At 38.5% G+C, this 20255-nt stretch carries 16 protein-coding genes and 1 pseudogene; 8 read left to right on the top strand and 9 right to left on the bottom strand.

From position 1 onward, the window contains the following. Window positions 1–50: 50 nt before the first annotated feature. Both NCWK1_RS21830 and NCWK1_RS21825 read left to right on the top strand, forming a co-directional pair. On the top strand, window positions 51–875 hold the full coding sequence (locus NCWK1_RS21830) for a biotin--[acetyl-CoA-carboxylase] ligase (RefSeq protein ID WP_103126156.1): 825 nt from the start codon (window positions 51–53) through the stop codon (window positions 873–875). An 83-nt stretch (window positions 876–958) separates the two neighbouring features. After that, a complete protein-coding gene (locus NCWK1_RS21825) occupies window positions 959–2569 on the top strand; it encodes a M23 family metallopeptidase (protein WP_103126155.1) in 1611 nt (536 codons plus the stop codon). A gap of 61 nt (window positions 2570–2630) precedes the next feature. Here NCWK1_RS21825 and NCWK1_RS21820 read toward each other — a convergent pair whose 3' ends face one another. Beyond that, a complete protein-coding gene (locus NCWK1_RS21820; RefSeq protein ID WP_096577403.1) occupies window positions 2631–3311 on the bottom strand; it encodes a riboflavin synthase in 681 nt (226 codons plus the stop codon). 337 nt (window positions 3312–3648) lie between these two features. Here NCWK1_RS21820 and NCWK1_RS21815 point away from each other — a divergent pair, with 337 nt between their 5' ends. Together NCWK1_RS21815 and NCWK1_RS21810 are read left to right on the top strand one after the other, a co-directional pair. Beyond that, window positions 3649–4146, top strand: a complete 498-nt coding sequence (locus tag NCWK1_RS21815; protein ID WP_015115690.1) for a bifunctional nuclease family protein — start codon at window positions 3649–3651, stop codon at window positions 4144–4146. A gap of 224 nt (window positions 4147–4370) precedes the next feature. Continuing rightward, window positions 4371–5501: an aldo/keto reductase gene (locus NCWK1_RS21810; RefSeq protein WP_103126154.1), complete on the top strand. Its 1131-nt coding sequence runs from the start codon at window positions 4371–4373 to the stop codon at window positions 5499–5501. A 131-nt stretch (window positions 5502–5632) separates the two neighbouring features. Here the strand turns inward: NCWK1_RS21810 and NCWK1_RS21805 are convergent, their stop codons facing one another. Next, on the bottom strand, window positions 5633–6583 hold the full coding sequence (locus NCWK1_RS21805) for a hypothetical protein (RefSeq protein ID WP_103126153.1): 951 nt from the start codon (window positions 6581–6583) through the stop codon (window positions 5633–5635). A gap of 1394 nt (window positions 6584–7977) precedes the next feature. On the opposite strand from NCWK1_RS21805, the gene NCWK1_RS21800 reads away from it, so the two are divergent. Continuing rightward, window positions 7978–9174 (top strand): site-2 protease family protein, encoded by a 1197-nt coding sequence (locus NCWK1_RS21800; protein ID WP_103126152.1) that lies wholly within the window; start codon window positions 7978–7980, stop codon window positions 9172–9174. Window positions 9175–9265: 91 nt separating this feature from the next. On the opposite strand, the gene NCWK1_RS21795 is transcribed toward NCWK1_RS21800, so the two are convergent. Further along, window positions 9266–9535, bottom strand: a complete 270-nt coding sequence (locus NCWK1_RS21795; protein WP_103126151.1) for a hypothetical protein — start codon at window positions 9533–9535, stop codon at window positions 9266–9268. A gap of 497 nt (window positions 9536–10032) precedes the next feature. On the opposite strand from NCWK1_RS21795, the gene NCWK1_RS21790 reads away from it, so the two are divergent. The 3 genes from NCWK1_RS21790 to NCWK1_RS21780 all read left to right on the top strand — a co-directional run bounded on the left by NCWK1_RS21790 (window position 10033) and on the right by NCWK1_RS21780 (window position 12434). Next, a complete protein-coding gene (locus NCWK1_RS21790) occupies window positions 10033–10590 on the top strand; it encodes a general stress protein (RefSeq protein WP_103126150.1) in 558 nt (185 codons plus the stop codon). Between the two features lie 77 nt (window positions 10591–10667). After that, window positions 10668–11672 (top strand): SDR family oxidoreductase, encoded by a 1005-nt coding sequence (locus NCWK1_RS21785; protein WP_103126149.1) that lies wholly within the window; start codon window positions 10668–10670, stop codon window positions 11670–11672. A gap of 282 nt (window positions 11673–11954) precedes the next feature. Beyond that, window positions 11955–12434 (top strand): DUF4383 domain-containing protein, encoded by a 480-nt coding sequence (locus NCWK1_RS21780; RefSeq protein ID WP_103126148.1) that lies wholly within the window; start codon window positions 11955–11957, stop codon window positions 12432–12434. 325 nt (window positions 12435–12759) lie between these two features. Here NCWK1_RS21780 and crtW read toward each other — a convergent pair whose 3' ends face one another. The 6 genes and pseudogenes from crtW to NCWK1_RS21750 all read right to left on the bottom strand — a co-directional run. Then, on the bottom strand, window positions 12760–13533 hold the full coding sequence (gene crtW / locus NCWK1_RS21775; RefSeq protein ID WP_096577387.1) for a beta-carotene ketolase CrtW: 774 nt from the start codon (window positions 13531–13533) through the stop codon (window positions 12760–12762). A gap of 734 nt (window positions 13534–14267) precedes the next feature. After that, window positions 14268–14654: an SMU1112c/YaeR family gloxylase I-like metalloprotein gene (gloA2, locus tag NCWK1_RS21770; protein ID WP_103126147.1), complete on the bottom strand. Its 387-nt coding sequence runs from the start codon at window positions 14652–14654 to the stop codon at window positions 14268–14270. Window positions 14655–14807: 153 nt separating this feature from the next. Beyond that, entirely contained in the window at window positions 14808–15560 is a 753-nt protein-coding gene (locus NCWK1_RS21765) for a hypothetical protein (protein WP_146034018.1), read from the bottom strand. Between the two features lie 222 nt (window positions 15561–15782). Further along, entirely contained in the window at window positions 15783–16817 is a 1035-nt protein-coding gene (locus tag NCWK1_RS21760; RefSeq protein ID WP_245894970.1) for a hypothetical protein, read from the bottom strand. Between the two features lie 112 nt (window positions 16818–16929). Beyond that, window positions 16930–18654 carry a calcium-binding protein gene (locus NCWK1_RS21755; protein ID WP_096577377.1) on the bottom strand — a complete coding sequence of 575 codons (1725 nt, stop codon included), beginning with the start codon at window positions 18652–18654 and terminating at the stop codon, window positions 16930–16932. A gap of 35 nt (window positions 18655–18689) precedes the next feature. Next, window positions 18690–20255, bottom strand: a pseudogene (locus NCWK1_RS21750) (filamentous hemagglutinin); the annotation flags it as partial.

Genomic DNA, 20255 nt, shown 5'->3' with positions numbered 1-20255 from the left:
TTATCAAAATCAGCCAATTAATGTTAACTTGAACAACGGGATTTCGGTTCATGCCTGTGGAATTTGATCGGCAAAAGTTGGAATTAGCGTTAAAAGCAGCAAGAAACTGGGAGAATTTACCATTCTCGCTGCACATTTTTGATAGTGTCACTTCCACTAACCAAACATTGTGGAATTTGTTGGCACAAGGGGAAAAAACTCGGTCTGTGGTAATTGCCACACAACAAACTGCGGGTAGAGGACAATGGGGGAGACAATGGATTTCTCATACTGGCGGGTTATACCTTTCGATGGCGATCGCGCCTAAACTAGAAGCTAGTGCCAGTTATCAATTAACTCTTGCTAGTGCTTGGGGCATTGCTTCCCAACTGCGTTGTTGTGGCGTAGATGTGGGAATTAAATGGCCGAATGATCTAGTTTTAAATGGTCGCAAATTAGGCGGCATTTTAACAGAAACTAAAATAAATAACGGGTATATTACCCAAGCAGTAATTGGAGTTGGCATTAACTGGACAAACCCAGTACCCGAAACCGGAATTAACCTCGAAATGTGGCAAGCCTCCTACGCTACCAAACCAATTTCTTGTCTGGAAATTCTCACTTCCGCCGTTTTACGGGGGATAGAATCCGGTATGGAGTGCCTTGTTCAAGAAGGAATAAATATACTCTTGTCTCGCTATTTAGAATTACTAACTAATGTGGGTGACAAGGTATATATTAATGATTTGGCAGGCACTGTAGTTGGTGTTACTTCTCAGGGTAAATTACGTGTTTCTTTGGAAACTTATGATACAACAGACATAAAAACAACAGAACTTTATATTGAACCAGGTACAATCAGTCTGGGGTACCGTAAATCTTCTGTCCCATTATAGGTTTGTTATGAATTTCGCTCTTTGGGCAAGACAAACCACTGGCATCATCTCTTTAGGCAAATTTAAAACAACTGAGAGAACCAATGACGCAGCGCAATACATCTGCCCATAATCCTTCCCACGGCTTGAATCAGCAAGGTATGACGAAAAAACGTTTTGTATCTACCCTGCCAGCCCAGAGTCTCTGTTTACTAAGTAGCTTCAGCCTGCTTAGTAGTGGCTTCGTATTTGCCCAAACAGAAACATCCATAGATAACATTGTTCCTGTAGAAAATTCCCAGTCAACAGGTAAAACAAATTTCATAAAAAAAGATATTGTTATCCCAGAAGCCCCCGCCCCCAAAGTACAAGGGGAATTTTCGCAAAGACGAGCTAACCTCAGCCAAAGACTCCGCAAACCAGAGGTTGTACAATCCAAAGAGCCTGTTAGACAGTCAAAACCTCAAACTGAAACAGCCGTTGAGCCAGTTTTTACAACTCGCCGCCGCACCCCAGCCGTAACTGCACAGCCAAAACCAGTTAACGTCCGCACAGCTAAAACCAAGCCGGAAGTTGCTCAACCAAGTATTGGCGTAAGAGAAGAGATAGTCAAACCAGTTGCGCCTCGCACCATCCCAGAAAAACTTCCAGAAGTTGCCCAACCAGTTAATAACTCGAACAGCACGGCTGAAGCGACCACTGGAAAAATCAAAGACTCAAACAACGCCTACATTGACCCCAACAATTACGGCACTTCCGCTACAAATACTTATCAAGCACCTAATTCTGTAATCATTACAGAACGTTCTAGTGGTTGTCGCACAATTTTGCCATCGGGACAAGCTATATCACTGGGTTTTTGTAACCAAACTCAACCTGCTGCTAATCAGCGTGTGGCTAATTCTGAGAGTAAACCAGCCCCCACTTGGCTCAAAAAAAGTCAAAACGCTCAGTTAGCTAGTGTTCCACCAGTACGGACTGGGATAACGGCTGGTAATAACTCTAAAGGCATTGCTTATAGTGGGGAAGTCAAGACGGCTTTTCGTCCGAATCGGTTTATCCCTAATCCCAACGAATTCGGTGCTACCAGAGTCAGTAGTACTCCTGTTGCGCCCAGCGCTGGTGCTTTACCCGCACCCATGATAGAAGGGAATTTGGCACCCCGTGTAAGTACTGTGGCTTACGATATTCCCTTAGCATCAGTTCTGCCGCAAATTCCCTATACCAATACAATTGCTTATCGTGGCGGTAGTGGCATCAACTATCCTCTTTCGGTTCCAGCCACAATTACTTCACTGTTTGGTTGGCGCGTTCATCCGATAACAGGCGATCGCCGTTTCCACGCTGGTACAGATTTGGGTGCGCCGATGGGTACACCAATTCTCGCCGCCGCTAAAGGTCAGGTGGATACAGCCGGCTGGGTTGGTGGTTATGGTTTAACTGTCATCCTGACTCACAGTTCTGCCCAACAAACCCTTTATGGTCACATGTCCGAAATCTTTGTTCAACCCGGTCAAGTGGTAGAACCAGGTATGGTAATTGGACGAGTTGGTAGTACTGGCAACTCCACAGGGCCTCACCTACACTTTGAAGTACGTCACCTCACACAAGACGGATGGGTTGCTGTTGACCCCAATGGGGAATTACAAGCAGGTCTCAGTCAGTTGATACAAACCATGCGTACAGCCCAGGTAATTGGCAAACCAGGAAGTTAAAAGTCAAAAGTAAAAAGGCAAAAGTAAAAAGAAAAATCTTTTGCCTTTCTATTTTTACTTTTTACAAATATCCGTGTTCTGCTAAAAATGCGGGGCTAATTTCATTAAATTCAGTCTCATCTGTCGATTTTGACTGTCTTTTGCCAGGGTAAAGAAATTTTTCCACATATTTGCCGAGAATATCCCCTTCTAAATTCACCCAACTGCCAGGGGCAAGATAGCGAAGATTAGTGTCAGAGTATGTGAGGGGGATAACAGCTACAGTGAAGTGCGAAAGTTCTGGTTCGTAGGCGGCTACCGTGAGACTAATGCCATTCACTGCTATGCTACCTTTAGGGACAATGTACCGCGCGATCGCTTCAGGTGCAGTGAATGTCATTTCCCAAGAAGTCGCGGTCTGTTCTGCTATGAGTAATCTACCTACACCGTCTACATGACCCATCACAAAATGTCCGCCAACTTTGCTACCCACTCGCAGCGAAGCTTCTAAATTCACATATTTTTGTTGTGTTTCCTCCAGCCCTAGCGTAGTGCGGCGCAGCGTTTCTGGGGAAGCCGTGGCAATAAACCCGTCTTTCAAAATTTCTTCAACAGTTAAGCAAACCCCATCTACGGCAACGCTGTCACCATAAGCTAAATCCTGCATAATTACATTAGATGGCTGATTCACACAAGTAATTTGCCAAGAATCGCCCCCTAAGGGTTTTATGGTTCCTAAAGTTTGGACTAATCCTGTAAACACGGCTGTTCTTTGAAACTAACTCTATTTATTGCCTAATTTTGCCGAAAATCAACTGGTATTTCTTACAAGAATGCAAGACATTTTAAGTATAATTTCTGACTGTTTTTATTATAAGGTTGATAACACATTCACATCTTTCTCAAGGCATACTTGGTTAAGAAGGTTATTGTCTATGTAGACTCCTTTAACTTACTCTGGTGTTCACACCAACTTCGGAGTTTAATAGAAGCAATTATAGAGAACCTGCCTATGTTTATTCCTTCTCGATACAGCCCAAAAAAAGAGTATAAATTGTTACAATGTCTCAAACTCTCCCAGGATTGTAGAGGCTTCGCCAATGATTGAAATGAAAGTCGCTGGCATAGCATTAGATGCCATAACTCGCAGCCCCATTGTACTGTTAAAAGATGCCTCAGATCGGCGTGCTTTGCCAATTTATATTGGTCAAGAACAAGCTAGGGCAATTATGGGGGCGCTGGAGAATCAAAAGCCGCCCAGACCATTAACCCATGACTTAATTGTGAATATTCTAGAGACGTGGAACATGACTCTAGAAAAGGTCATTATTCATTCCTTGCAGAAGGATACATTTTACGCGGCTTTAATTGTGCAGCAAGGCGAAGTCAAAAAAGAAATTGATGCCCGTCCCAGTGATGCGATCGCTGTTGCCCTCCGTACAAATACGCCAATTTGGGTAATGGAAGAAGTAGTTGCTGATGCCTCAATTCCGGTAGATCGTGATGCTGATGAAGCAGAACAAGAAGCCTTTCGCGAATTTATCTCCAATCTCCGTCCTGAAGATTTGATTAAGCGCTTCGGTAATGGCGATAGCTAAAGAAAGTGCTAATTAATGAGTGCGGAGTGCTGAGAAAGAAAGATTTCAAGAATTAAAGAAGTAAAATAATTTTTCCTTCTTTCTTTTTCGCACTTCATTCTCGTACCATTGTGAATTTTAGATTTGGAACTTGGGATTGTAAAACAGTTATTTTATAAGCCTTTAGGCAATCCATCTGTCCTCATAATTTTTCCAATGGTTATCACTTCTGGTAACTTGAAGTAATGCAATACCGACGCTTTGGCAAAACAAATATCCACCTCTCGGTTTTTTCTTTAGGGACAATGCGTTATTTGGCTGATGCTGAAAATGCTCAAAAAACTATCGCTCAAGCCTTAGCGCTAGGAATTAATCATATCGAAACAGCCAGGGGTTACGGCAAAAGTGAGGAGTTTCTTGGCCAAGCACTTCAAAGCGGGTTGTCTGTACCTCGTTCTCAACTGCATATTACTACTAAAGTTCCGCCAACAGCCGACGCTGATAGTATGCGTCGGTACATTGATGAATCCCTACAACGATTGCATCTAGATTATTTAGATTGTTTGGGAATTCATGGTTTAAACACTTGGGAGCATTTACAGTGGGTACAAGCCAAAACTGGCTGTATGCAGGCCGTGCAAGAAGCGGTTGGAGATGGTCGAGTGCGACACGTTGGCTTTTCCACCCACGGAACTTTAGAAGTGATAGAGGCAGCAATAAATACAGATTTATTTGAATTTGTCAATCTGCATTACTACTATTTCTTTCAACGTCACGCCCCAGCAATTCAGTTAGCAGCTGGAAAAGACATGGGTGTATTTATCATTTCTCCAGCTGACAAAGGTGGAAAACTCTACACCCCACCTCAAACCCTCAAAGACTTATGCCAACCCTATTCACCTTTAGAATTAAATTATCGATTTTTACTGAGTGACAACCGCATTACTACTTTGAGTATCGGAGCAGCCCAGCCAGAAGAATTAATCGAACCTTTACAAGTTGCTGATAGTAATAGTGAATTAACCTCAACAGAAATTTCTATTTTTCAGCGTTTAGAAAATCATCAAAAAACTGTTTTAAACACTGATGAGTGTAGCCAGTGCTATGCTTGTTTACCTTGCCCTGAAAATATCAATATTCCAGAGGTATTGCGGTTACGTAATTTAGCTGTGGCATACAAGATGACAGACTACGGGCAATATCGTTATGGGATGTTTGAAAATGCTGGTCATTGGTTCCCCGGAATGAAAGCTAATCGCTGTACAGAATGCGGTGATTGTTTACCGAGATGTCCACAAGAGTTAGATATTCCAGCTTTATTAAATGATGCTCACGCAATATTAAAAGGTAAAACTGGTAGAAGATTGTGGGGATAAGTTAGCAAATAAAGCAAGGTAGAAAGCGTCAGATACCCGTCTTTTCCAAGAAGTCGGGTATCCTGTTGTTCACAAATGATTTAGGACTTCTATATACACGAGATTACTCCTGTAAAGTTAGCCTAAAATTTTCAAGACTTAACAGACAGACTTAGATTCATTGACTCTTCAAATTTACAAGTGTAATTACCCGCAGTGGCAAAAGCTTTGGCTATATGTAACACTTTTTCTTGTAAGATATATAGCAATTCTTCACCTTCATAATCAGCAATATGTGCCATTTTTAACATATTGTAATTAATGGTATCGTGAGGTAATTTTAGCTGCTCGAAATCTGGAGTTAAATCATACTCGCCATCCTGTAATATATGCTGATCTCCAGCATGATAATGGACATCAAACCAATCTCTTGGTATTCCTCTTCCACTTGGTGAAAAAAGTATTTGAGAATCTGGAGAATCAATGACACATTCTGAAATACCTACAGCGATAAACTCAATAGCTAACATGGCAATTAACGCGTTTCGCATATCGGTTTCTTTATTAATTAAAGTATCCATTGCGATAATTGGTTCTGCTTGTTCAAGCTGCGCTATGAGTTTAGCTCCTTCTGGAGAAAGTTTACCTGTATGGGAATCAGCCATTATTCCGACAGAAGCCATTAACTTCTTCCAATAATCTAAATGACTACCTTCTTCAAAACCATAATCTTTAGCGATACCAGAGATTCCATATTGTAGGGAAGCTAAGATTGTTTCTCGTTCTTTACCTGTATAGTTAAAGACTAAAAGCAAATTACGACTAGAATTTTTGTCGGAAAAACGATTCAAAAACTTTTTGACATTTTTGATCACAGTTCGAGGAAAAGTTTTGACTATTCCCCAGTAAATTGCTGAATATGTTACCAGAGAAAAATAATCGCCTGCACACATCCCTTGTACTACATTAGAACCAGCCATAATTTGTTTAACTCTATGAGAGAGTTGGATTAACTCATCAGGCATTTCTGTTAGCAATCCCAACTCATCAACAAGAATTTTACCTTGTTGTAATTCTTCCAATTTAATCAAGGGTGTATTCATGATCGTTCTATTTTTACAACTGTGTGGATTCAGACTAAAGTGAACAATTATGAACCAAATTAGAGGGTGTTTTAAAAGTTGTTGCTTGTGATTATAAGTATTGGTTGAAACCCATATTTCAAGCCAGTTACTACCCTGATTTTCAGGTGTTACTGTGGAGTAAGGGAAGTTTGCAGAGTGTGTCTACAAGTTGGTATGACAAAGTTTGCGTCAGGTCAGCACAGCCGTCCACAGCGCTTTGTCCCCAACATAATAACTCCTCTTTTGCTAGGGGTATCTAATACTTTTTGTTAATAACAACAAGGCTTTTAAAGCATTCTCTAAAGAGGATATTTGAGAAGTGTTACGTATTTATCCTAGCCATCCAAAAATGCTTTAAAGTCTCACTTTTAAGCGTTATTTAGGAGCTTATACAAATCTTAGCTACAACTTCAAAAAGTTTTCAAACATCCTTTAAGAATAAGGTTAATTACATCCAAACTAATAAGTAGTATAACGTAGGTTTTTTTGATGCTCAATGAATTCTTGACAAGAAGTGTCACACATATTTCTCACAAATAATAAAAAATAAATTTAAATAACCTGATATAATGCTTGCTCTTTTTAATACACATTATCTTCAAGATCTGCTTAAATAAATTAAGTAATAACACGTAAATCAAAAAATAGAAATGTAGATTTGTATTAACTGATTTTAAGATAAATTCTCTGTTCAGGAATTCATATTTATCTCGCAAAACTCTTTTGTGGTAAGCAAAATACACTCTATATAGTATCTAAATAATCGGGTTAGATAGTAGGAATATTAAAAACAAATTTTTGATTACACTATAATTTAAGTCTTTATACTGTTTAAAGTTTTAGTATAAAAAATAAATAAGTTTTACGTATATTCTTTAGGTAAATTTTAAGTTTTTGCATAAATCTTTAACTAAACTACATTTATTTTCTAGCTAGATATTTATAATTTTCTAAATCTGAAATAAAGGAAGCGAAGAAGTTGTCGCTACTAGTAGTAACCCAGTTTTGATGAACAAATAAATTTTGGCATTGCTGAATGAAAAGATGAATTGATTTATTTGGGTACAATTTTAGGACTTACGCAAAAAACCTCTCAAAATCTAATTTCACAGTTGGAGCTTGTGGAGTCGCCAGAAGAAATCGTGGGTGCTGAAGAATTGAGGTAGGGAAGCGATCGCCTATTTTTTGTAAAATATTTATTGTTGGCTATAGCTGTTTTATTTAATCTGTATTTCTTCCTAGTTACGCTGCCAGTATAAAAAGTTGATTAATTAAAATTCTTGGGTAAAAAGTTTCAAACCTTGAGGAGTTGTGAAATTCTTTGAGGATTACTAGAGTGAACTGCGGAAGATATGTAGTTTTGGGACAATATAATGCAAACTAATTGGAAAATTGGGACTTTATTCGGCATCCCGTTGTTTTTAGACCCTCTGTGGTTCGTGATTTTAGGACTAGCAACGCTAAATTTTGGCGTGGCTTACCAAGAGTGGGGGTCTACCATAGCTTGGAGTGCAGGGATAGTTATGGCATTGCTGCTATTTGGTTCGGTATTGTTACACGAACTAGGTCACAGTTTGGCAGCGCGATCGCAAGGCATTAAAGTTAATTCCATCACTCTATTTTTGTTTGGTGGGATTGCAGCTATTGAAGAAGAATCCAAAACTCCGGGTAAAGCCTTTCAGGTAGCCATAGCTGGGCCATTGGTAAGTATTGGGCTGTTTTTCCTACTGCGGCTAGTAGCAATCTTCATACCTGAGACTAATCCCCTCAACGTGATGGTGGGGGACTTAGCAAGAATTAACTTAGTTGTCGCCTTATTTAACTTGATTCCTGGTTTACCGTTAGATGGTGGTCAGGTGTTAAAAGCAGCACTGTGGAAAGTGACAGGCGATCGCTTTCAAGCGGTACACTGGGCAGCAAGATCAGGGCAGATTTTGGGTTATGCGGCGATCGCTTTAGGATTTGCGGTAGATTTCTTTACAAGAGAATTAGCCCTTGGTTTGTGGATTGCAATGATTGGTTGGTTTGGGATTCGTAACGCCAACACCTACGACCGTGTAACTACATTACAAGAAACTTTGTTGAAAATCGTAGCTAGTGAGGTGATGACGCGGGACTTTCGCGTAGTCGACGCGGATCAAAGTTTACGCGCTTTTGCCGACGCATATCTATTAGATACTGCTACATCGCAAGTTTATTTTGCTGCTTCTGATGGACGTTATCGCGGTATGGTTGCCATTGACGATTTACGCTTAGTAGAAAGAAGTGAATGGGAAACCCGCACTCTTCAAAGTATTGTTCATCCTCTCACAGAAATAGCGACTGTTACTGAATCAACTGCGATCGCCGAAGTTATCAATAAACTCGAAAATGAACAATTACCACGCGTCACTGTGCTTTCCCCGGCTGGTGCGGTAGCTGGTGTAATTGATCGGGGTGATATTGTTAGTGCAGTAGCGCAAAAGTTAAATATTCCATTTACCGCTGTCGAGATTAAGCGGATTAAAGAAGAAGGTAGTTATCCGCCAGGGTTACAGTTGGGAGTAATTGCCAAATCAACTGTTAATTAAATTTTTAACCGCTGATGTACACGGATGGACGCTGATAGTTAAGGAAGATTATCTGTGTTGATTCGTGAGTGTTGGCGGTTATTGTTTGATATCAGAATTTACTAGATTGATAAGACCTGACTTTTTGCTTTGCTGCTTTCTTTCTGATACCTTTAGTTTCGGCTCTATTGGGTACATGAGGTCTTTCACTTAATACTTGTTTTAATTCTTCGTAGGTAATCTTAATTCCAGAGCCTTGAGGAAAATCACCATTGTTATAGATAACATAACCATCGGGATGGAAGAACCACTTATAACAATCATTTTTAATGCTGAGAATTTGCTTTGTATGCAATGTTCTTAACCAATCTATTCCGTTCATTCATCTCTCCAGAAAAAGAATCAACAGCAATCAAATTTTAAATTTACTCTCCCATTCTTCTTTGCGCCTCTGCGCGACGGACACTTTGCTCAAGTCAGGAAACCCGCCCACGCAAGTGTCCTCCTCTGCGTGAGATAAGTATTTTTTAGTGTGGGGAACACTACCTTTAGTTATTAAAAATAATATAACCCACGAAAGAGTTAGAGATTAGATGTATTTTCTAACATCAGGGAAGATAGTTGAATTTTTAAGCGGCATTTAGGGAAGCGTATGACCGAATAATTGGTGCTGGCTACTTACTCAAAGCTGGTTACAGCATCTTGCTGTTGGAAAAGCGATCGCTTCCTGTAATTGTGCGCGGGTATTTCTGCACAATGAAAAGCTAATTTCTTAGACCTTCAAACAAGCGGAAAATTCTATTAAATCAAAAATGACATTTATTTTTAGAGATTCATAACTCTATATAGATGCACTAACAAAATTGCAATAAGGAAAATATGGTAACAAAAAACAGTATCCGTGCATTAGGCGTATTTGCTAACTCTCAACAATTAGAGCAAGCTATTAACAATTTGAAGGCTTCTGGCTTTTCGATGGACAGCGTTTCTGTGATTGCGAAAGATGTAGAGCAGGGAGAAAATATAGGTGACGCGCAACTGAGCGATCGCATCGGTAATCAAGATGTAAATACAACCGGAGCAGTAGGAAATACGCTCACAGCAACTACTTGGGGTAGTGTGTTACTCGGTTTGAGCAGTCTGGCGCTTCCGGGTTTAGGTGCTGTGCTGGCGGCTGGTTCTGTGGGTGTAGCCTTAGTTAGTAGCGTTGCGGGTGTGGCTGTAGGCGCAGCAGCAAATCAAAACTTGGTCAAAGCCTTAACTGATTTAGGTGTTCCCGAAGAGAGAGCGAGAATTTATAGCGATCGCCTGCAACAAAGTTATTATTTGCTCATCCTAGAAGGCTCAGAAGCCGAAATTCATAGCGCTGAAGCAATATTGCGCGAACAAGATATTCAAAATTGGGGTGTTTATGATTCCAAAAAGGTTGAAGTATGAAATGAAGCAAGACTTATAGAGTCTTTTTACTCAGCACCTTCAAGTCAAACCAGAAGTTCATCTTTTTAATAGTATCTATGCAGTTAAAGCCCATAAATCAGCAAGTCGTTGCAGTCGTTGGTGCTTCCAGCGGTATTGGACGCAAAGCCGCTTTGGAATTTGCTCAACGTGGTGCAAAGGTAGTTGTTTCTGCGCGTGGTGAGTTGAAGCTAAAGTCTTTGGTGGAAGAAATTCGCGGCTTTGGTGGAGAAGCAACTTATATTGTTGCTGATGTGCAAGCATTCGACCAAGTGAAAGCGATCGCCGATAAAACTGTCGAGATATACGGAAGACTTGATACTTGGGTTCATGCTGCGGCGATCGGGATGTTTGCGACGTTTGAACAAACAACCCCAGAGGAGTTTAAGCATGTTATTGATGTGAGTTTAATGGGTCAAGTACATGGTGCAATGGCCGCATTACCTCATCTCAAGCGTGAAGGACGGGGCGCACTAATTCATGTATCTTCAATGGAAGGTAGGCGATCGCTTCCTTATCAAAGTGCTTATTCCTGCGCCAAACACGGGGTTGAGGGCTTTTTAGAAGCTATGCGCGTCGAATTAATCCATGAAAAATGGCCTATCAATGTCACAAGTATTAAGCCAGCCGTAATTAACACTCCATTTTGGAATAATGGCTTAACTAAATTAGGTGTAAAACCAGCAGGAATACCACCTTACTATGATCCAAAAATTGTAGCTGATGCCATCCTCTACGCAGCAGAACACCCCATTCGTGATTTGTTAGTTGGAGATATAGCTAAATTACTAGATTTAGCTCAAAAAATCTCACCTTCTTTGGTAGATTCTTTGTTATTGCTGTTTGGCTTTAATCTACAACGTAGTAGTGGCGAACTAAAATCTGAAGATGCACCCAACAATTTTTATTACCCTGTTCCAGACGAGAGCAGAGTTGATGGAGATTATCAAAACTTAGTCGTACCTAGTATTACTGATGCCTTGGGTAAATTACCGCTTTTTCAATTAGGAACAGGAGCATTATTAGCTTTAATAGCAGCACAAGTATTCAAACAAATTGAGTAATTTGCAGTTACATAGACTGAAAGTAAATTTAATGCTCATACATACCTTTTGATAGAGTGTAAATTTGAGATTTCCAGTTGAATAGAAAGTATGATGTTTTGCCAAATAATCAGATTAACCAGATTGATATATATAAGACGTTAGTTGGCAATCATCCCAATTCTCTAAACTTATATTTGCAACAGCTTCAAATCTACAAACATTGATGCTGTCAAACTGTAGAGATTGTGAATTGAAAGTACTATTCTCAAAAATTGAACCATAACAAGAGTAACAAAGAACATGGAAAATATCCAAACCGCAAAAATGGTAGAACGTTACTGCGCTTTAACCATTGGAATTCTCTTTTTATTATTAGGTTTGGCAGGATTTACACCTGCTTTAGTATCTTTACCAGGAACTAGTGAATCCTTCGTCCCTTTAGATGCTTCTCCTAATGCTTACGCTGCGGGATTTGGTTATATATTTGGTTTATTTCCTACCAATTTTCTGCACAATTTAGTGCGTTGTGCTGTCGGACTATTAGGTATTGCTTCTTATAACAGTGCTAAAAGCGCTCGGTTATTTAATGGCACTTTTGCGATTGCATATTTAGCAATAGCAATCATGGGATTATTACCATTTGCCAAGACATTCTTCGGGTTTATGCCACTTTTTGGTAATAATGTTTGGGTCAATTTCCTATCAGCGATCGCATCTGCTTATTATGGCTTAGTAATTCCATCAAAAGTGGCTGGTGTGAATTTATCACAAAATATTTAATCTCTCAAAAATTACTTAGGCGAATTCCATGAAAAATCAGGCAAACAACAAGAATATTTTCTCAAGTATCTTTCCCTAGCTCCAGTTTTAGCCGTGATTACAATATCATTTCCCTGATCTTCTCTTCCATCCTATGCCATAATTCAGGCAATTTTGGATCTGAGATTTTGGATTGATTTTATAGCGTAACAAGTGCTTGTACCATCAAGGAATTATTATTCATAAATAATTAAATTCCAACTTGGTCTGATAACACCAATCCAGTAGATTTTTCCACCTCTCTCATCATAATAGGAGAGGGGTTTTTGGTATGCTTTACGATTTTTTAAACCTCCTCCATCCCCTTGTAAACCTCTGGTAATCTCCACCAAGGAACATTAGGATATTCGTGATGTTCTTTGTGATAACCAAAATGGTAGCAGCTGATAAATGACCAAAAAATAGGTAGTGCAATACTTCTTGTTTGATGCACACTTGTATATCCTGATTCGAGCCTTCTATGAGGTAGGAATGTACCAAAATAAAATAATTGTATTGAACTACAAATAGATGGTATTACCCAAAATAAAATTAGATTAATTTGCAATATATTTAAGACATATCTCAAAATAATAAATACAACTATAAATCCAAGATGTTGCTTCCAACTCCAATAAGATTTTATGAAGTTAAAATACCAAGCAAAAAAGTTTTGGTATTGGTTATCGTAAAAATCTGGATCGTCTTTAGTACTTGGATAACGGTGATGTAAGCAATGCTTTTTTAATAACTCTTGATAAGGAAATAGCCCATACAATAATACAAATATCTTACCTATCCAATTATTGACTTTAGGATTCTGGGGAAACACTACGCCGTGCATAGCATCATGAGCAGTAATAAATAGTCCTGTATAGATAAATGTCTGCCATAACATGCCTAAAAATATTAATATAATAGGAATTTTAGAAATATTTAATAACAAAAATAGAGTGATAGTTATTGTCCACAATACTAAAATAATGCAAGCGATAAAAATACCTTTGTTATTGTTTTTTTCAGTATTTATAATAAAATCTGGCTTTTTTGATTGTGAAGATACTAAATTAATCTGACTCATGCCGTAAACTCTTGATTTATGTGTTATGGGTTATCTATAAAAGCAATTATTAATTGTTGATTAATATATTAATTAATTGACCATAAGTAAGAAAAGTTTTCCAAATTAAACAGATATATGATGAGCTTAGAAAGTGACACTTATATAATTGAACAACATTAAATTACTATCTGCTTTTTAGTAACTTTTTAGTAATTTAATAATAGCTATGAACTATAACTAAACTCTCTATCTATAGTTTCAATAGATATACTGTACCAAAGCAATATGTTGGTAATACATTTTATGTATCGCCAAATACCTAATTAACTATTTAAATATAAATTGATAAAGAGATAGGAATTAATTAACTACTATATAAATGGTATTTATTAGTTTACTATATTTTTGGTATATATATTTTTCGTTTTAGTATAAAATATTTACAGCGTTGTTTATACACCACACAGATTTATCCTGATTAATTTGGATTTCTCATCAGACTTAGGTACTATACCCATCCTAAATTAATTGTGAAATTACTCGTGGAGATAGGGAACAGTGAAAATAAAAGACGGATTTGCAAACTTACTTCACTTCTTCATACATCATTTAGGAAGGCTACAGTAGAATTCAGACTAGGAATAGGCTCTAAACTTAGCTTTGAGACTTGAATGATATACTTCACTTACTAGAAATTTGCTATATATATATGTTCCATATAATGACTTTAGTGGTGGTACCAAATAATATTCTTAAACCTCATAAATCTCTAGAGGCAAGTTATCAGGGTCTTGAAAAAAAGTAAACTTTTTGCCTGTAATTTCATCAGTTCTAATATTTTCTATCTCTATATTATGCAATTTTAAGTAAGCAACAGTCTCTTCTATATTCTCAACGCAAAAAGCTAAATGTCTTAAGCCACAAGCTTCGGGATTACTTAATCGTTTGGGTGTATTGGGAAAAGAAAATAACTCAATTTGAGTCTGCTCATTAATACGTAAATCTAATTTATAAGAATTTCTTTCGGCTCGAAATGTTTCTTTGATAATCGCAAAACCTAAAACGTTTACATAAAATTTTTTCGATTGTTCGTAGTTAGAACAAATAATCGCTATATGATGAATGCCACTCATCTTCATAAAAACGTCTAAAAGTGTAGTAACATTCTAACAAGGCATCATCTACGAAGAAGCGATCGCGTTTTAATCTTTGATAGGAATTAATAGAAATTGCAATAGCGATCGCGCCCTTACTTCATTCAATATCGGCTAACTAAAGATTAGACAATTAAATTAATATGTAAGAATACCTGCTTCTATCCATCTTTCCCATTTTTGGGGGTTGGCATTACGTAGTCGCAACGACTCAGCAATTTGTTGATGCTGCAACTGAATTTGACAAGCGTTATCCAGTGTTTCTTTGACACGAAAATCTGTTGCGTAGGAAGCTTCAAGTTCTCCTAGCATAATGAGGATCTCTACTACAGCAGGTATCTTAGTTGGGCGAAATTTTCCAGAATTGGGATAGATACCTACAGCTTTCAACTGATTAAATGCCTGTTGAAGTTCTTTATCTTTGGGAGGTTGCCATTGCCGATCAACTCGATTGTGAGCTTTGATGTCTAGCCTCCATGTTGTGCAACGTTTTGGATTTATCCAGTTTTTAGTCTTAAGAACCAGCAAACACCACAAAACTACTTCTGCTTCACCTGGAGTGGAGTCGGCGTTGTGTAGCCTATCATCTAATAGGTCATCAATATCATCATTCAGTGGGTCATCGGATTCATCATCCAAAAGGTCATAATTCCAATGCTCCTGCATCCATTTGTCATAGGATGAATCAAACCAGTTTAGTGAAGGAACTCCTCGCTCTTTTTTGTTGTGTTTTTGCCACAGTTGAATATAGGCATCACTTTTTACAGCATAGTGTCCTATTTCATGTAGCACATTCCACCATTCTTCATAACCATCAAAGATTGGGATATTCTCAATCCCAATTTCCTTTCCGAATAATTTCACTTCGGCAACTGTAGGTGTAAGTTTCATAGGTTTTCTTTTATCCATAGGTATTGAGAAAGTTGAATGAAATAGCGTGACACTACATCGAGACTTTTAAATCTACAAATGCACAGAAGCAAATTTCACAAAACATTCGTCAATTCGCTATGGGACTTATATTTAATGTTTGAAAAACCTAGGAGTTACGTAAAAATTGCCAATAAGTTTCAAAAAATCATCAAATTATTAATATAAAAGCAAAATAAAAAATTATCTTGATGGAATCCAGCCATTTTCAGAACAAACTCCGATTTCTTTCTGTGGCGGGATACACCAATAATTCTGTCCATCAAATACCAAACCTTCTTTGATGGAATTTAACTCAGAAATTGGGTTCCATTCTTTATTTCCTTCTTCGTCATAATATCGATACTGTTTTCCTCTGACTTCCAGACCTTGATCTGTTCCTCCGAGGATATAAAATCCGTCTTTAATAGGAGTGGATGATAATTCGAGCAAAGATGACTCACAAACTGTTCCTTCGCCTTTACAACCTTTTGCTATTTGTCCATTAGATAATAGGCTGTAAATTTTTCCGTCTTTTAAAAGTAATCCTAAGCCACTGCCATCTTGCAAGATAATAGGATTAGAGAACTTACCATTATATTGAATTGAACTTTCAAATGTACCGTTCAGCTTAACTATAGTGGTTCCGTCAGGTGCGATCGCAATCGATTGACCTGTGCCACTTCCACCTAAAAAATTAAACAAGCGAGTGCCGATAAATGGTGGTTTCTCTGGATCAGCAGACATCACAGTTTGTTGATTATTATTTGTCTTTTTCTCAATTGACCAACGCCAAACTAGTCGTTCTGTATTACTGCGGTCAGCGATCGTTGCCGAAATCGACAAAAGTTCTCCAGCTTGGTTGGTAAATTCAAATAGACAAGCCCCGATTCCTGTCCCCGCACAGTCTTTCACCTCTTTATATCCAAAATCATATAATTCTTTTACAGAGGCATCCCGAAGATTAGGTGCATCACCTTGTAAATTAGGTCGCCAACCTGCTTGAATCACAAGTTCTCGTGCTTGTTGATATGGCATACCTTCTTTGAGAGCAGGCTTGTTGACGGGATTGTCAGAATTTTTAGGCTGGGTTGGATTGGCAGCTGTTGAGGAGTTTTTGTCTCCTTTGTCTGCAACAGTTTGACTGAGAGCATTAATATTTATACTGTTGCTTTGCTGCACATTGGGAGTTGCAAAACTGGTACATCCACTGGCGATCGCACCTAGTAAACTTGTCACAATAGCTCCAGCAAGCATAAACCCACAGAATTTCATATTTTTCAATATCAGTTATATACCTTGATAAAAACGCCAAACTTTCAATCTAAGAAATCAATAATTTACGTAGAGTTCAAACTACAGTTGTAAATTGCGTGATTCCTAAAGTACCACTTAATCCTGTCACTTCAATCACTGTATCCGTATTAGCATTAAACCCAGCTATATTATCATTGATAGCTACAAAAGTACGGCTACCAAAAGTAAATCGAGCAGCAAAGTTAGAACCAAAATTAGACATAGTTAATCTAGCTTGAATTCCACTTATATCAAGACTTGTAACCGAGCCAGCATTTAAAAATCCAGCGCGTGTACTTGCCACTAGAAATAGATCATTACCTGTATTAGCATTAAAATCGGTAATTTTATCAAATTTATTGAGGAGAGAATCAGTTAACAGGCGGTAGTCAAACCTATCTACGCCTACACCTCCAGCTAAAGTATCAATCCCAACACCACCAACTAGTCTGTCATTACCAGCACCACCATTGAGGATATTGTTACCAGAGTTGCCTGTAATAATGTTATTAGCTGCATTACCAGTACCATTAATGGCTGCTGTGCCTGTCAAAGTCAAATTTTCGATATTTGGTAAAGCAGCGAGACTAAAAGTGACACTAGAAGAAACTGTATCTACACCTGCTCCTGGATTTTCGATAATGGTGTCAGTCGTAGTATCAACAATATAAGTATCATTGCCTAAACCTCCCGATAAAGTATCAATCCCACCAACACCATTTAGTCTGTCATTACCCGCACCAGCACTTAGGGTATTGTTACCAGAGTTACCTGTAATAATGTTATTAGCTGCATTACCAGTACCATTAATTGCAGATGTGCCTGTCAAAGTCAGATTTTCGATATTTGGTAAAGCAGCGAGACTGAAAGTGACACTAGAAGAAACCGTATCTACACCTGCTCCTGGATTTTCGATAATGGTGTCAGTCGTAGTATCAACAATATAACTATCATCGCCTAAACCTCCAGATAAAGTATCAATCCCAGCACCACCATTTAGTCGGTCATTGCCAGTACCACCATTGATAATGTTGTTATTGAGCGTTCCATACAGAACATAATTTGTTGGATTTCCATAGCTAGACAGAATAAAGTCTGTCGTGTTAACTGCATAATTACCAAAGTCATTAAAATACCTAAAAATTGATGTATTAATTTCATCAAAAAGATAGGTTTTGTAATAACTGAGGTCAAATTGACTTGTCGTGAAATTTATTAAACTCTTTTGATTTAACTGTGCTAGTATCTCTGCCGCAGCAATACCGCCTCGTAAATGCGCCCCGCCTAAAATACCAGATAAAGAAATAGTAGTTTGCTCTGTATATATGATTCGGTTTCCGTTCACATCTCTCTCGAAGTCAGTGCGAGCAGCATTTAATCTGTAATATCTAACTGTTTTAACTCCTTGATTAGCAGAGTTAGATAAATAAGTCTCAATATTGCTGATGCCTCTTGCACTTAATCTAGAATTGATATAGCCATAATTTACAAAAAATTCTTCCCGAATTGCTGTTTCTTGGGCAAATGGATTTGTCTTCCAAGACTCAAAGCTAGTTACTCCATTCTTGCCTGTCCAAGTTCCATTGAAAATTCCATCATAATTATTACCATCACTATTGTAGTAATCTAAGTCTACAAATAAAACTTCGGAAAACTGGTACTTACCTACAGCATTTGTGTTTAAGTTTTGTGCGCTGTACTGGAGTGGATCTCCTGATGGTCTTCCCGATTCTAATGCTCCTAAAGCTTCTAAAAATTGCTCAAAATTTCCCTTCAACATTATAAAACTCCTAATAAATTAACTCAAAAACATATTTAGCGGTTCTGGCAAGTAGGTATAAACAAAGATGTATTAGGTGTGGCTGTGGAATTATGAGCCACCAGTGTCACTTGGCCTTGATTATTAAATATCCAGCCAGTAGCAGGAATGAGATGTGGGATATCAACAACTTTTGGTAATTGTGTATGTGTAGCTCTAGATTGATTTATTGGCGCTATCCTATTTCTTAAGCGTGTATCTGACCAAATAACTTCACTACTTAGAGGTTCATTAGGAGTAACAGGTAGTCCACCGCGCCCAGTGACTGTAAGTTGACTACCTTGAGAACTATTAACAGCAGCACAGCTTTGCTCAATTAGTTGAGAGGGATCGATAATATTTGTTGATAAAACTAAAACACCACGCGCAAGATCAACATCAGGGGTATTAATATTTACTACTCCATTAATCCCAAATTGGGAACTTGCTGTAATATCACTTGTTGGAGTATTAAAAGGTCGGCTCTGAATTCCAAATAAGTTTTGCGCTGTAATATCAATTCTTCCTCCACTGCCTGTAAAAGCATTAGCCGTAATGTCAGTATTTTCTGAAGGGATAGCGACAACAAAACCATTTGGAATATTAATTTTGATATTTCCACCATTACCACCGGATGCGTTTGTACCTGCTGTGGTAGAAATTGTACTGCGACGACGTAAGAATAATAAATTAGCAATACTTAAGCTGATATCACCACCATTGCCAGATAAAGTCTGGGCTGTAATTTTCCCGCCATCTAACCGCACTAAATCGGCTGTGACATCTATATTTCCTGCCTCTGCTACATTTCCAGTACTACTCACGGAAATTTGCGACCCATTTTGAACACGTAAAGTATCAGATGCCTTGATAATTAAATTTCCACCCTTGCCAGTTTCTAAAGTAGCTGCGGATATTTCTGCACCATCCAAAATACGTAATTCAGGAGTTGTAATTCTTATTGCTCCGGCATCGCCTGTACCTTGAGTTTGACTAAACAAACCACTGGCAAATCTTTGATCTGATGACCTTCCAATCAACTCTACTGTTTCAGTAGCATTTACAGTCAAGTTACCACCTTGACCTGTACCCAAAGTACCCGCTGAGACTTGTGCGCCATCAAACACCTGAAGTATGGGAGTGTTAATTGTTAAGTCTCCTGAACTGCCTGTAGCTTGGCGTTCAGCTTGAGCAAACAAACCACTGGCAAATTGACCATCTTGAGAACGACCGATGAGTTGGGTTGATTCGGTGGCGTTCACTGTCAAATTACCACCTTTACCTGCACCTAAAGTACCTGCGGAGACTTGTGCGCCATCCAATATCCGCAGTATGGGAGTGGTAATGATGATGTTGCCAGCGTTTCCTGAGCCTTGGGTTTGAGCAAACAACCCACTGGCAAATTGACCATCTTGAGAACGACCGATGAGTTGGGTTGATTCGGTGGCGTTCACTGTCAAATTACCACCTTTACCTGCACCTAAAGTACCTGCGGAGACTTGTGCGCCATCCAATATCCGCAGTATGGGAGTGGTAATGATGATGTTGCCAGCATTTCCTGAGCCTTGGGTTTGAGCAAACAA

Origin of the sequence: Nostoc cycadae WK-1 (assembly GCF_002897135.1) — a bacterium.
Taxonomy (GTDB): domain Bacteria; phylum Cyanobacteriota; class Cyanobacteriia; order Cyanobacteriales; family Nostocaceae; genus Nostoc_B.
Note: the sequence above shows the minus strand (reverse complement) of the source record. Positions and strands in the feature narration are given on the sequence as shown.

Coding starts and splice junctions, on each gene's coding strand:
- NCWK1_RS21755 (WP_096577377.1), bottom strand. CDS start 18,654: ATGTTGAAGGGAAATTTTGAGCAATTTTTAGAAGCTTTAGGAGCATTA.
- NCWK1_RS21815 (WP_015115690.1), top strand. CDS start 3,649: ATGATTGAAATGAAAGTCGCTGGCATAGCATTAGATGCCATAACTCGC.
- NCWK1_RS21790 (WP_103126150.1), top strand. CDS start 10,033: ATGGTAACAAAAAACAGTATCCGTGCATTAGGCGTATTTGCTAACTCT.
- NCWK1_RS21830 (WP_103126156.1), top strand. CDS start 51: ATGCCTGTGGAATTTGATCGGCAAAAGTTGGAATTAGCGTTAAAAGCA.
- NCWK1_RS21785 (WP_103126149.1), top strand. CDS start 10,668: ATGCAGTTAAAGCCCATAAATCAGCAAGTCGTTGCAGTCGTTGGTGCT.
- crtW (WP_096577387.1), bottom strand. CDS start 13,533: ATGAGTCAGATTAATTTAGTATCTTCACAATCAAAAAAGCCAGATTTT.
- NCWK1_RS21805 (WP_103126153.1), bottom strand. CDS start 6,583: ATGAATACACCCTTGATTAAATTGGAAGAATTACAACAAGGTAAAATT.
- NCWK1_RS21765 (WP_146034018.1), bottom strand. CDS start 15,560: ATGAAACTTACACCTACAGTTGCCGAAGTGAAATTATTCGGAAAGGAA.
- NCWK1_RS21780 (WP_103126148.1), top strand. CDS start 11,955: ATGGAAAATATCCAAACCGCAAAAATGGTAGAACGTTACTGCGCTTTA.
- NCWK1_RS21795 (WP_103126151.1), bottom strand. CDS start 9,535: ATGAACGGAATAGATTGGTTAAGAACATTGCATACAAAGCAAATTCTC.
- NCWK1_RS21800 (WP_103126152.1), top strand. CDS start 7,978: ATGCAAACTAATTGGAAAATTGGGACTTTATTCGGCATCCCGTTGTTT.
- NCWK1_RS21825 (WP_103126155.1), top strand. CDS start 959: ATGACGCAGCGCAATACATCTGCCCATAATCCTTCCCACGGCTTGAAT.
- NCWK1_RS21810 (WP_103126154.1), top strand. CDS start 4,371: ATGCAATACCGACGCTTTGGCAAAACAAATATCCACCTCTCGGTTTTT.
- gloA2 (WP_103126147.1), bottom strand. CDS start 14,654: ATGAAGATGAGTGGCATTCATCATATAGCGATTATTTGTTCTAACTAC.